This is a genomic window from Brevibacterium sp. W7.2 (assembly GCF_018137945.1).
GTDB lineage: Bacteria > Actinomycetota > Actinomycetes > Actinomycetales > Brevibacteriaceae > Brevibacterium > Brevibacterium sanguinis.
Window position 1 is genome coordinate 2,494,149 of the sequence record NZ_CP073089.1, and the last position, 12,703, is coordinate 2,506,851.

Consider the following 12,703-nt stretch of genomic DNA (forward strand, 5'->3'; position numbering starts at 1 on the left):
GTGCCCCGCGAAGTGAGAGAATGAGCGCGTGAAGAACAACGACACCCCCCGGTCGGAGACGCTGCGGGTCACCGAGGTGCTGCGCGGTGAGATCATCGACGGTCAGCGGGCGCCGGGCAGCCGCCTCGTCGAACGCAACCTCGCCTCCGAGCTCGGGGTGAGCCGGGTCCCGATCCGGGAGGCGCTCAAGCAGCTCGCGTCCGAAGGGCTCGTGACGCACCGGCCGAACACGTGGGCGACGGTGCGCGAGTTCTCTCCCAGCGATGTCGCCGACCTCGCCGAGGTGCGGCAGGCCTTCGATCTCCTCTCCTTCGAACTCGCCGCTCAGCGTCACACCCGCGAGGGGCTGGAGCGGCTCGAGGCGACGATGACGGCCGGTCGCCGCCAGGCCGAGGCCGGAGACGCCGTGGGGGCGCATCGGTCCGCCGCGGACTTCCACGCCATCGTCACCGAGCTCTCGGGCAACCGGCTCCTCGTCGAGGTCGGCGAGCTCCTCGATTCGCGGATGCGGTGGCAGCTGAGCCAGCATGACGAGCTCGACGTCGTCGCAGCTGAGCATGCCGAGCTCTTCGATGCCATCGCCCACCGCGACCTCGAACGGGTGCGCGCGCTGGCCGCCCACCATCTCGACACGAGCCGGCAGCAGCACGACAAGCACCGCGAACGTCTCGCGCACGAACCGCAGGAGATCTCCGACCCCGGCGGGGCCGCGGATTCGGACTGACCGGGCCTCAGGAGGCCCGGGTGACGGGGTCGTGCCGCGTCACGGTCTGCGGGTCCGACGGGGACGCTCCCGCTGCCGCGGCGAAGGGCCAGCCGTCGAGGCGCTTCGGGCGGGCCGGGGCGTACGTGCGCACCTTCGACGTCGTCAGCCCCAAGCCGACGAGCGCCTCGGCGAGCCTGACCGCGGCGGCCACGCCGTCGACGACGGGCACCGCGCAGCGGCCGACGATCGTCTCGGTGAGGTCGGCCATCCCGCCGCAGCCGAGGACGATGACCTCGGCACGATCGGTCTCGACGGCCTCGGCGGCCGCCTCGGCGATCGCGGCCACTGCCCGATCGGGATGGGCCTCGAGGTCGAGCACGGGCATCCCCGACGCCCGCACGGACGTGCAGTGCCGGTCGAGTCCGGCGAGCAGCAGGCGGTCCTCGATGAGGGGAACGGTGCGGTCGAGGGTGGTGACGACGGCGTACCGGCGCCCGAGCATCATCGCCAGCTGCGCCCCCGCCTCGGTGATGTCGACGACGGGGACGTCGAGGAGCTCCTGGAGGCCCTCACGTCCGTGCTCGCCGTACCCGGCCTGGATGACGGCGTCGTAGTCCCCGGCATAGCCGAGCACGGCATCCATGACGCCGAGCGCGGCGAGATGGCTCTCGACGTTGCCTTCGCAGGATTCGGCGCCGAAGGTCGGCGTGAGACCGATGATCTCGGTGCCCGCCGAGGCGGCCTCGCTGGCCGCCCGGGCGATGCCGGCGGTCATCGCCGCAGTGGTGTTGACGTTGACGACGAGGATTCTCATGGGCGAAGTCCTTCGCAGGATCGGAGGGGTGTCGGGGTGCGTGTCAGAGTGAGCGTCTGAGCGGGCCTCAGTGGGCGGTGGGCACGGCGATCTCCTCGCCGTCGACCTCGCGGAACGTGAAGTCCCGGCGGGCGATGACGAAGTAGATGACCGCGGCGATCCCTGCGCCGAGGAACCAGGAGAACTGCGAGACGCCGGAGAACGCGGGGACGAGGGCGAGGATGAGCGAGAGGATCGCGGCGGGGATGAACGCCCCGATCGCCCGCCAGTTGACGCCGTGGTGGTAGAAGTACTCGCCGTCGTGGGCCTCGGTGTAGAGCTGCGGGACGTTGACCTTCGTCTTCCGCACGAGCCAGTAGTCGACCATGATGACGCCGAACAGGGGCCCGAGCAGCGCGCCGAGGCCGCCGAGGAAGTAGACGATGACGACGGGTGAGTCGTAGAGGTTCCACGGGAGGATGACGAATCCGATGATCGCGGAGATGATCGCGGCCCGGCGGAAATTGAGATGGCGCGGGAAGAGGTTCGTCAGGGCGTAGGTCGGGGCGACGAAGTTCGCCATGAGGTTGACGGCGATCGTGAGCACGAGCAGGGAGAGCGAGGCGGCGGCGAGCAGGACCGGATTGCCGATGGCCTGGACGATGTCGGCGGGCGAGCTGATGACCGTGCCGTCGATCGAGTACTGGGCGCCGGCGAGCGAGATGACGACGAGGCCGAAGACGAGCATGTTGATGGGGATGCCCCAGAAGTTGCCGACGACGATCGAGCCCTTCTTCTTCGCCGACCGGGTGAAGTCGGAGAAGTTGAGGACGAAGGTGCCGTAGATCGCCACCCACAGAGCCCCTCCGCCGAGGATGTTCGTCCACATCTGCCACCCGGTGAGCGGGTCGTCGATCGACCACGCGATGCGGAAGTCGACGCGGACGAGCATCCAGATCGCCAGGGCGAGGAAGGTGACGAGGATGATCGGGCCGGCGATCGCCTCGTAGCGCCGGATCATCTCCATCCCGTAGCTGACGATGATGACCTGGACGATCCACAGCAGGGTGAAGGAGAACCAGCCGAGGCCGCTCAGTCCGAGGAACTCGACCTCAGTCCACGCCTGGAGGCCGGGGATGAGGGTGATGAGGAGGACGTTGAGGACGTTCGCGGCGAGGTAGGTCTGGATCCCGAACCAGGCGATCGCGACGATCCCCCGCACCGAGGCGGCCAGCTGGGCCCCGTGGATGCCGAAGGCGATGCGGCACATCACCGGATAGGGAACGCCGGTCTTGTGACCCATGAACCCTGAGAGGGTGAGGAGGACGAAGAGCAGGGCCGCACCGACGAGGAGGGCGACGAGGATCTGCCACGCGCCGAGGCCGAGGGCGAAGAGGCCGAGGGCGAACCCGTAGTTGCCGAGCGAGTGGACGTCGTTGGCCCAGAGCGAGAAGACGCTGTACGCCGTCCAGCTGCGGCCCTCCTTCCTGCTCGGCGCGAGATCGGCGTTGTAGAAGCGCGGGCTGATCCGGTGCGCGGCGAGCTGTTCCGGGCTCGGTCCGAGCCGGTGCGGCATGGTGCTCGACTGCGGGTCGGGCACGGACTGGTCGGACGTCACGGTGTGGGCCATGGGAGTTCTCGAATCAGACGGGCGCGGCGCTGGAATACCAAAGTCGTTCTTCCCGGCGTCGCGGCGGTGAGAGCTGACCTCGTGAGCGTAACCTGGGTCACAGTGATTCCGCAATGGGGTCATCGCCGTCAGTCCAGCAGTGACAACGCCTGGTGTGCGCGAGTCAGACTGCCGGACCTGGGATGATGCCGGCGGATCGGCGGCGCTCGGTAGTGGAATATTTGGCCTACCATTTAATCGGATCACCGTCGGCGGTCACGGCCGGCGCACGGGCCGCCCTTGACTTCGACTCGAACACGTGTTCGAATGCCGGTGTGAGATGGAATGACACGGAACCGACAGCCGGGCTCTTCGGAGTCACCGGGCTCATCCGCACCGTGCGCGCCCCGGAGTTCGCGGGGATGACGTTCCACGAGGTCCTCGCGAAGTCCGCGCTCAACCGTGTCCCGCAATCGAGTGCGATGCCGTTCTCGTGGACGATCAACCCGTATCGGGGCTGCTCCCACGCGTGCGTCTACTGCTTCGCCCGGAGCACCCACCGGTATCTCGACCTCGACTCCGGCGGCGACTTCGACCGGCAGGTCATCGTCAAGGTCAACACTCCGGAGGTGCTCGCCGCGGAGGTCGCCAAGCCCCGCTGGTCACGCGACCTCGTCGCCCTCGGGACGAACACCGACCCCTATCAGCGAGCCGAGGGCCGCTACCGCCTCATGCCCGGGATCATCACCGCCCTCGCCGAACACGGCACACCGCTGTCGATCCTCACGAAGGGCACCCTGCTGCGTCGCGACCTCCCGCTGCTCGCCGAGGCCGCCCGCGACGTGCCCGTCGAGATCAGCATGTCGATCGCCGTGTACGACGACGAGCTCCAGCAGGCGATCGAACCCGGGACGCCGACGACCGCGGCGCGGTTGGCGACGGTGCGCGCGGCTGCCGAACTGGGCTTCCGAGTCACCGTGTTCATCATGCCGGTGCTGCCCAAGCTCACCGATTCGCGCGAGCATCTCGAAACGGCGCTCGCGGCGATCAGGGACGCCGGTGCGAGCAGGGTCGTCTACGGCGCCCTTCACCTGCGCCCGGGCGCTCGCGAGTGGTTCTTCGCCTGGCTCGACCGCGAGCACCCCGAGCTTCTCCCCCGCTACCGGCGCATGTATGCGAACTCGGCGTATGCCTCGAAGGAGTACCGGACCTGGTTGGCGGCGCGGATCAATCCGCTCATCGACCGCTACGAGCTGCGCGGGACCAGCGACGACGACTATCCCGCGACGAAGCGGTGGACCCGGCGCGGCACCACCGGCGGCGGGCAATCGTCACCGAACGCCGCTGCCGAGTCCGCCCTGCTCGATCCCCAGGCGGCACTGTTCTGACAGCACTGTTCTGACGCCGCTGCTGTGACGGCACTGTTCTGACGGCGTCGCCTCCCCATCGTCCGCGACGGTCGGGTCCTCCAGGTCGAGACAAACACCTCGGCGGGTCGCGCCTCCGGGTCGAATGTGACGACGGTCGCACCCGGCCCCGCGGCGGGAATAACCTCCATGGGCAGGTAGTTGAAAAGTGTATGAAAATTGAGATCTGGTCGGACATCGCCTGTCCGTGGTGCTACATCGGCAAACGTCGCTTCGAAACCGCGCTCGAGGGTTTCCCGCACAAGGATGACGTGGAGGTCGAGTGGCGCAGCTTCCAGCTCGATCCCACCCTTCCCGCCCATGTCGAGGAGTCGGAAGCGAATTACCTCAGCCGGTCGAAGGGCATGCCCGCCGAACAGGTGCGGCAGATGTTCGCCCAGGTGAGCGAGCAGGCGGCGCGCGAGGGCCTCAACTACGACTTCGATTCCGTCGTCGTCGCGAACAGCTTCACCGCCCACCGCTTCCTCCACTTCGCCAAGAGCCACGGTGTCATGGCGGCCGCCGAGGAGGCGCTGATGTCCGGGCATTTCGAGTCCGGTCGTGACATCGGAAGCATCGACTACCTCGCCGAGGTGGGTGAGTCGCTCGGGCTCGATCCCGCCGAGACCCGTCGGGTCCTCGAATCCGACGCGTACACCGACGCTGTCGAGGCCGATGTCGCTCAGGCCCGGATGCTCGGCGCCAATGGGGTGCCGTTCTTCGTCATCGACCGCAAATACGGAATCTCCGGCGCGCAGAAGCCGCCGGTCTTCACCCAGGCGCTCGAGACCGCGTGGGACGAGAGCCGGAAGCTCACCGTGCTCACCGGCACCGGCACCGACGGCGCCGACGACTACCCCGAGGGTGCCGTCTGCGGCCCCGAGGGCTGCAACTGACACAGCTCCATCCCCATCACCTCCACAGACGTCGAAAGGACCACCACCCATGACTGAGACCCCGTCCACCCCGCTCATCCGCATCATCGTCGGCAGCGTCCGACCGGTGCGCGTCGGCGACCAGATCGCCTCCGCCGTCGCCGAGATCATCTCCGATGCCGCCGATGCGCGCACCGAGATCATCGACCTCGCCGATCTTGACCTGCCGCTGCTCGACGAGCCGCGGATGCCGGCGCTCGGCGACTACCAGAATGCGCACACGAAGGAATGGGCGCGGATCATCGACGAGTCCGACGCGGTCGTCTTCGTCACCCCGCAGTACAACGCCGGCTACCCGGCGTCGCTGAAGAACGCCATCGACTACCTCTTCGCCGAGTGGAAGGACAAGCCGTCGCTCATCATCAGCTACGGCGGCCACGGCGGTGGGATGTCCGGCGCGCAGCTGCGTGCCGTGCTCGAGTTCATCGGTCTCGACCTCGTCGGCGACAACGTCGAGATCACTCTGCCGCGCGACTCCTACGGCCCGGACTGGCGACTCACCGACGCCGAGGAGGTCGTCGCCGGCTACGCCGATGAGCTCCGCACCGCGGCGCGGGCGCTCGATCGCAGCCTCGTCCCCCAGTCCTGATCGCTCCGGGCTCCGGCCCGGCCAGCCTTCCTCTTCGAACTCCGCGGATGACATCATCCGCGGAGTTCTCCGTGTCCCGGCTGTCCCACTCGTCTTGTCCCGGCTGTCCCACCCGGCGATGACCGGAACCGTGCTCTCGACGGGGCAACCGGACTAAGGTGAGCGACTATGGGCTCATTCGGCGACATCTTCGGTTCGAACATCCTCCTCGAGGGCACCCTGCTGTTGGCGAGCTTCGTGCTCTGCTCGCTCATCGGCTTCGAACGGCAGTTCCGGCAGAAGAGCGCCGGCTATCGCACGCACGTCCTCGTCGGGATCGGCACGTGCGCGTTCACCCTCGTCTCCGCCTACGGGTTCGCCGGGGTCCTCGACAGCGACGTCCAGCTCGACCCTTCGCGGATCGCAGCCCAGATCGTCTCCGGCATCGGCTTCCTCGGCGCCGGAGTGATCTTCAAGGGCCGGAACATGGTGCGCGGGCTGACCACCGCAGCCTCGATCTGGGTGTGCGCCGCCGTCGGCATGGCGTGCGGGGCGGGAATGCTCGCCCTGGCCACGATGCTCACCGGCCTGCACCTGCTCACGCTCTTCGTCGTCGCCCCGCTCATCCGCAGGATCCCCGACCGCAACCGCGGCAAACTGCTGCGCATCGTCTACCGCGACGGCGGCGGGGTGCTGCGGGAGATCCTCGGGGTGGCGAGCACGATGGGCTTCTCGAACACGATCCTCGATTCCCAGCGCTTCGAGGCCGAAGACGGTGCGAAGATGGTGCGCATCGACGTGAAGTTCGAGGGCAAGCGCCCCCTCGACCACCTCGTTCCGCTGCTCATGGAGCTCGACGGGGTCGACAAGGTGGCCCTGCGCGAGGACCGCGTCCACTCCGTCGATGCCGACGGCGACACCGTCTGAGGCCGCAGCCTGACCCTTCAGCCTGCTTCCTCGGCCTGACCCCTCAGCCGCGCTGCGACCGCTTCCAGGCCAGGGTGGCCAGAGCGGCGGCCTGATCGGCGAGGTGTCGGTCGTCGAAGAGGACCTCTGGTGAGTGGTTGACCGCCGCGGTGTCGGGGTCGACGCCCTCGGGGGTGACGAAGAGGAAGACGAACGCGCCGGGAACCTCCTCGAGGACGTAGGAGAAGTCCTCGGAGCCCATGACGGGGTCGGGGGCGTTGACGACGCGGTCGGCGCCGAAGGTCTCGGTGAGCGTCTCAAGGGTGAACGCGGCCTCCGCGGCGTCGTTGACGGTCACGGGGTACTGCTCGTTCCACACCACCTCGGCGGTGCATCGGTGAGCTGCGGCGATCGAGTCGGCCAGGCGGGTCGCGAGCTCGGGGAACCGCTGCGTCGTCTCCGGGGACAGGGTGCGCACGGACATGCCCAGCGTCGCCGTCGACGGGATGATGTTGACGGCGCTGCCGGCGTCAAGGAGGGTCACCTCGGCGACGATGGGGTCGAAGACGCTGAAGGACCCGGTGATCATCGAGTACACCGCCTGCCCGAACTCGAGGAGGGGACGGACGGGATCGACCGCGTCCTGCGGTCGGGAGCTGTGGCCGCCCTTGCCGTGCATTGTCAGGTGGAAGGTGTTGGCGCCGGCCATGATCGAGCCGGGGCGGGTGACGAACGTGCCGGGGACGCCGGGGGCGACGTGGATCGCGTAGGCGGCGTCGGGCATCTGGCCGGCGAGGTCGAACATGCCCTCGTCGATCATGATCTTCGCTCCGCCCTGCCCCTCTTCGCCGGGCTGGAACATGAAGACGACGGTGCCGGCGAGCTCGTCCTGGTGCGCGGCGAGGAGTGTGGCGGCGCCGACGAGGCCGGAGACGTGGAGGTCGTGGCCGCACGCGTGCATGTTCCCGTTCGTCGAGGCGAAGTCGAGGCCGGTGGCCTCGACGACGGGCAGGGCGTCCATGTCGCCGCGCAGGAGGATCGTCGGACCGGGCCGGCCGCCGCGGAGCACGGCGACGACAGAGCTGAGCTCACGGCCCAGGGTGATCTCGAGCGGCAGGCCCTCGAGCGCGTCGAGGATGCGCTGCTGGGTGAAGGGCAGATCGAGTCCGAGTTCCGGATTCCGGTGGAGGTCCCGGCGGAGGGCGGTGAGTTCAGCGCCGATCGCGGCGGCCTCGGCGGTGAAGTCGATCGTCATGGTGGGGTGGTTCCTTTCGCGGTGGGTGCTCTGGTCGGTGATTGGTCGGGTCGGTGGTTGATCGGTGCTCGGGTCGGTGGGTGGTCGGGTCAAATGCTTCCGGTCGGGCGGATCAGCGTGCGAGCAGCGGCGGGACGGGGGCGTCGGTGAGGCGCGCATCGATGTCCTTGACGACGGTCCCGCCCTGCATGACGACCCTGATGCTGTCGGGATCGGCGAGCGGGGTGATGTCGGCGAGCGGATCGACATCGACGACGAGGAGGTCGGCGAGGCGGCCGGCTTCGATCGTGCCGACCTCGTCGTCGAGGCGCAGCAGCTGCGCTGCCGTCTGTGTTCCGGCGACGATCGCCTGCATCGGAGTGAGGCCGAGTTCGACGGCGTGGACGGGTTCGCGGAGGTTCTCACCGTGCGGGCAGACTCCGGCATCGGTGCCGAGTGCCACCTTCACTCCGGCGGCGAGTGCGGCGGCGACGCGTTCGCGGGCGATCGCCGACCAGCGCACCTTCTTCTCGTAGAGGTACGCGGGCACGACGGCGGGGTCGGGTACGCGCAGTGCGCTGCTGAGTGTAGGCACGAGGAATGTGCCGCTGGTGAGCATGAGGTCGATGCCCTCATCGTCGATGCCGTAGCCGTGTTCGACCGAGCGGACGCCCCCGCGGATCGCCGCCTTGATCCCGGCGGCGCCCTGGGCGTGGGCGGCAACGGGCTGACCTGCACGTTTGGCGGTCTCGGCGACGATGAGACGAACGTGTTCCTCAGGGACGCCGAGGTCGTCGGGAGTGTCGGAGGGACTCGAGACGCCGCCGGTCGTGCAGACCTTGATGACATCGGCACCGGAGCGGACGAGGAGTCGGACGGTGCGCCGCACCTCGTCGTCGGTGTCGATGATCGGGTCGACGGGCAGGTGCATAGGCACTTCGCGGCCGTTGGGCAGCGTGAAGTCGGTGTGACCGCCGGTCGGTGAGAGGGCGGAGATCGCCAGATGCAGGCGCGGGCCCTGGATGAGGCCGTACCCGATGGCGTCGCGGAACCCGCGGTCGATGCCGCCGAGGTCGCGTGCCGTGGTCACTCCTGCCATGAGGGTGCGGCGGGCGTTGAGGGCGGTGCGCAGGGTGCGCTCGGTGGCGAAGCGGTCGGCGTCGGCGGTCTGGTCTTCGATGGAGAGACCGAGATGGACGTGGCAGTCGATGAAACCGGGCAGAACGGTGGCCCCGCGCAGATCGATCGTGCGTGCGCCCGTGCGGGGACGATGGGCGCTGGGGCCGACGCTCGCCGAGGCGGTTCCCGGTTCTCCGGTCATCGGCTGCGGCTCAGGCTCGCCGGGCACAGCTCCCGACTCCCGCGGTCCGGACCGTTCACGGCGTGCCGGTCCCGCGTAGACGATGCGATCGCCGTCGATCTCGATCTCGGCGTCGAGGACGGGGTCCCGTCCGGTGCCGTCGATGAGTCGAGCCCCCGTGAGCAGCAGGTGCTCGGTGCCCGGAACGGTGGCGGGCAGGTGGGCCGCGGCCATGGTGATCCTTTCGGGTCGTATCGAGTGGTGGTCGTATCGCCGGGTGGCCAGCCGTGTGGCGGCCAGCCGTGTGGCGGTCAATCGCGCGGTGGTCTCGCCGGCACGGCCGGTCTCAGTGCTCCGCGCCGACGAGGGATCTCGCCAGGGTGCGGTATCTGTCCGTGAGCGCAGCGTCGTCCGGCAGTGGACTCTCGGTACGGAGTGTCATCGTGAAGAGGGTGAGTCCGGCGAGCGTGTCGAGGATGAGATCGTGGTCGAGCGCGGCGCTCATCTGTCCGCGATCGACGGCGCGGGCAAGGATCGCCCGGCCCCTGGCATGGCGCTCCTCCATGAAGTCGGCGGAGATGAGGGGGATGACGTCCATGTTGAACATCGCGAGCAGGAGGCCGTTTCCGTGCGTGCGGACGCCGAGCGAGCGGCGGAAGTTCTCGATGTTCTGCCACGCATGCGCGACGAGATCGTCGACGACGTCGCCGGTGTCGGGCATCTCGCCGAGTTCGAGGGTGTCGAGGATGGCGGCGGCGACGAGTTCGGGTTTGGTGGGCCAGCGGCGGTAGATCGCCGTCTTCCCGCAGCCGACGGTGGTGGCGATGCTCTCGATGCGCAGGTTCATGAAGCCGTGCTCCGCGACCTCGGCGCGCACAGCGGCGAGCACGCGGTCGGTGAGCTCGGGGTCGAGCGGTCGACCCTTCGGTGTGGCCTGCGTCATGGGCCGAGCCTTTCACGCAGGTCTCTCGTTCCGCAACACTGCGTATCGTTTGTCTCGGATCGTGGTGACCGCGGGATCAGCTCTCGAGCTCGGCGAGGAGCGCGGCCATCGACCCGGTGACGCGCGGTCGGACCGCCGGACCGAGCACGGCAGTCTGGACGATGCCGCCCTGGACCATCGCGAGTGCCGCCGGTGACGTCTCGCGTGCACGCGCCTGCGCCACCATTTCGTCGAGACCGGCAGTGCGGTGGAAATAGGCGGCGAGGTAGGTCTCGAAGCGGGCCTGCACCTCGGCGAAGATCTTCTCGGCGATCGCCGCGAACTCAGGCACGCGGGCGGCTTCGCCCCAGACTTGGAGGACGAGAGAGGGGAACGGGGTGTCGTCGAGAATCGCATCGAGCAGCCGCGGGAAGACGACGCTGGGCGGCGGCACCGCCTCGGTGTCATCGAGATCGCCGAGCACGGTGATGCGCTCCTCCATGATCCGCTGACCGGCGGCGACCATGAGTTCGGACTTCGAGGAGTAGTAGAGGTAGACGGCCCCCGCCGACAGGTCGGCCTCCTTGACGATGTCGGCCATCGACGCCGCCGCGAAGCCCTTGCGCGCGAAGCATGCGAGCGCGGCGTCCTGGATGCGCGTGCGCATCGCAGCCTTGTGTTCCTCTGTGACCTTCGGCACCGATCCCCCAAAAACGAATGTTCATTCTTGATTAATTGTAGACCACGGCGTAAAAATGAACGTGCATTCGTTTTCGAGGATTGGACGACCATGACCACGAGACTTCTCAGGACCTCTTCCGACTCCGGAAGCGGTGCTCCGGGGACCGACGGCGACGACGACCACCTCGGCGCCGACTCCGCGGACCAAGCCGCTGATCAGGGCGGGGATCGAGGCAGAGCCGCTGGTGCGAGCGGGGACCAGGCAGCGGATCCCGCCCCCGGCGCGATCGGCGATGAGCTGCCGAAGCACAGTGTCGGACGCGCGATCCTCGTCGCCCTGTTCGCGGCGGCGATCGTCAGCATCGTCCTTCTGGCATTCAGCTGGCCGACGGTGACGGCCGACCCGAAGGACCTGCCCATGGCCGCCGTCGGCGACAGCGCTCAGGTCGAGCAGATCACGAGCAGTGCACCGGAGGGAATGCTCGATCTCGAGCGCGTGAACACCCGCGCCGAGGCGGAGCAGATGATCCGGGAGCGCGAGGTCTACGGGGCATTCGTCCTCGGTGGCGAGGACCCGGAAATCCTCGTCTCCTCGGCGGCGTCGCCGGCGGTGGCTCAACAGCTGAGAGGCCTCGCCGCGCAGATGCAGCAGTCCATCGACTCCCAGGCGATCTCGGGGATGCAGGACGGCATGGAGCAGATGCAGGAGGCACTCGAGGCGGCTGCTCGGGCGGCCGAGAACCCGCAGGCGCCGGGTCAGGCTCCCAGCGTCGCCGGTGGAGGAGAGGGTGCGGGCACGCTGCCGGATGCCTCGGCGATGGACGTCCCGCAGGTCACGGTCACCGATGTCGTGCCGCTCTCCGACGACGATGCGACAGGGGCCGGGCTGGCGATCGCGGGACTGCCGCTGTCGATCGGCGGCATCGTCGGTGGTGTTCTCACCAGCACTCTTGTGCATTCGCGGCGGATGAGAGCCGTCGCGGTCGTCGCCTATGGGGCCTTCGGTGGAATTGCGCTCTCCCTCATCCTCCAGACGTGGTTCGGCATCCTGCAGGGAGAGTTCTGGCTGAATGCGCTCGCAGCCGGGCTGGCGGTGGCGTCGACGGCGGCGATCATCAACGGCTTCGTGTCGCTCATGGGTCCGGGCGGCATCGCGATCGGTGCCGTGCTCACGATGTTCATCGGCAATCCGATCTCCTCGCTCACTCAACCGAAGGAGTTCCTCGCCGGGGCCTGGGGCGACATCGGCCAGTTCTTCGTGCCGGGCGCGGCGGGCACACTGCTCCGCGACATCTCGTACTTCCCCGATGCGCCGATGGCGATGTCGTGGTGGGTGCTCGTCGCGTGGTTCGTCCTCGGCATCGCCCTCATCCTCATCGGCCACCTGCGTGCGCATGCGAAGCTCGTCGCCGCGCAAGCCGGGAAGGGCTGAGCCCTCGCGGCTTGAGGGACAGACATTCGCCTGCCCGGATGCGGTGACCCACCGCATCGGGGCCGGCACTCCACTTCCGGGGATGACTCACCGCGACCGGGCAGGCTGGGGGTAGGAGGTTCGGGCACTGACGGCATAGGCTCGAATGAATGACGAAGTCGTCGGCATGCGAACCTCGCTGCAGGGTCGGCACCGACACCGGAACCGGCTC

General features: G+C 68.5%; 12 protein-coding genes. 6 read left to right on the forward strand and 6 right to left on the reverse strand.

All coding sequences use genetic code 11. The features are described 5' to 3' along the window. The first annotated feature begins 28 nt into the window (after positions 1-28). Entirely contained in the window at positions 29-724 is a 696-nt protein-coding gene (locus J9315_RS11270; RefSeq protein ID WP_198498362.1) for a GntR family transcriptional regulator, read from the forward strand. A gap of 7 nt (positions 725-731) precedes the next feature. On the opposite strand, the gene J9315_RS11275 is transcribed toward J9315_RS11270, so the two are convergent. Next, positions 732-1,520, reverse strand: coding sequence for an aspartate/glutamate racemase family protein (locus tag J9315_RS11275; RefSeq protein WP_198498361.1), 789 nt, complete (start codon positions 1,518-1,520; stop codon positions 732-734). A gap of 67 nt (positions 1,521-1,587) precedes the next feature. Further along, on the reverse strand, positions 1,588-3,075 hold the full coding sequence (locus tag J9315_RS11280) for an NCS1 family nucleobase:cation symporter-1 (protein ID WP_249121081.1): 1,488 nt from the start codon (positions 3,073-3,075) through the stop codon (positions 1,588-1,590). Positions 3,076-3,443: 368 nt separating this feature from the next. Between J9315_RS11280 and J9315_RS11285 the strand changes: the two genes are divergently transcribed. The 4 genes from J9315_RS11285 to J9315_RS11300 all read left to right on the forward strand — a co-directional run bounded on the left by J9315_RS11285 (position 3,444) and on the right by J9315_RS11300 (position 6,944). Continuing rightward, positions 3,444-4,496, forward strand: a complete 1,053-nt coding sequence (locus tag J9315_RS11285; RefSeq protein ID WP_232623545.1) for an Rv2578c family radical SAM protein — start codon at positions 3,444-3,446, stop codon at positions 4,494-4,496. 191 nt (positions 4,497-4,687) lie between these two features. Next, positions 4,688-5,410 carry a DsbA family oxidoreductase gene (locus tag J9315_RS11290; RefSeq protein WP_198498359.1) on the forward strand — a complete coding sequence of 241 codons (723 nt, stop codon included), beginning with the start codon at positions 4,688-4,690 and terminating at the stop codon, positions 5,408-5,410. A gap of 49 nt (positions 5,411-5,459) precedes the next feature. Then, positions 5,460-6,038 carry an NADPH-dependent FMN reductase gene (locus J9315_RS11295; RefSeq protein WP_198498358.1) on the forward strand — a complete coding sequence of 193 codons (579 nt, stop codon included), beginning with the start codon at positions 5,460-5,462 and terminating at the stop codon, positions 6,036-6,038. 168 nt (positions 6,039-6,206) lie between these two features. Further along, positions 6,207-6,944 (forward strand): MgtC/SapB family protein, encoded by a 738-nt coding sequence (locus J9315_RS11300; RefSeq protein ID WP_198498357.1) that lies wholly within the window; start codon positions 6,207-6,209, stop codon positions 6,942-6,944. A gap of 43 nt (positions 6,945-6,987) precedes the next feature. Here J9315_RS11300 and J9315_RS11305 read toward each other — a convergent pair whose 3' ends face one another. From J9315_RS11305 to J9315_RS11320, 4 genes are all read right to left on the reverse strand, one after another. Then, entirely contained in the window at positions 6,988-8,178 is a 1,191-nt protein-coding gene (locus J9315_RS11305) for a M20 family metallopeptidase (protein ID WP_198498356.1), read from the reverse strand. Positions 8,179-8,290: 112 nt separating this feature from the next. Then, positions 8,291-9,691, reverse strand: coding sequence for an amidohydrolase family protein (locus J9315_RS11310; RefSeq protein WP_198498355.1), 1,401 nt, complete (start codon positions 9,689-9,691; stop codon positions 8,291-8,293). Positions 9,692-9,803: 112 nt separating this feature from the next. Further along, the gene (locus tag J9315_RS11315; RefSeq protein WP_198498354.1) at positions 9,804-10,400 is read right to left on the reverse strand and encodes a TetR/AcrR family transcriptional regulator; all 597 of its coding nucleotides are present in this window, start codon (positions 10,398-10,400) and stop codon (positions 9,804-9,806) included. Positions 10,401-10,476: 76 nt separating this feature from the next. Further along, positions 10,477-11,046 carry a TetR/AcrR family transcriptional regulator gene (locus J9315_RS11320; RefSeq protein WP_198498353.1) on the reverse strand — a complete coding sequence of 190 codons (570 nt, stop codon included), beginning with the start codon at positions 11,044-11,046 and terminating at the stop codon, positions 10,477-10,479. 123 nt (positions 11,047-11,169) lie between these two features. On the opposite strand from J9315_RS11320, the gene J9315_RS11325 reads away from it, so the two are divergent. Further along, a complete protein-coding gene (locus J9315_RS11325; RefSeq protein WP_232623544.1) occupies positions 11,170-12,492 on the forward strand; it encodes an ABC transporter permease in 1,323 nt (440 codons plus the stop codon). The last annotated feature ends 211 nt before the right edge of the window (positions 12,493-12,703 follow it).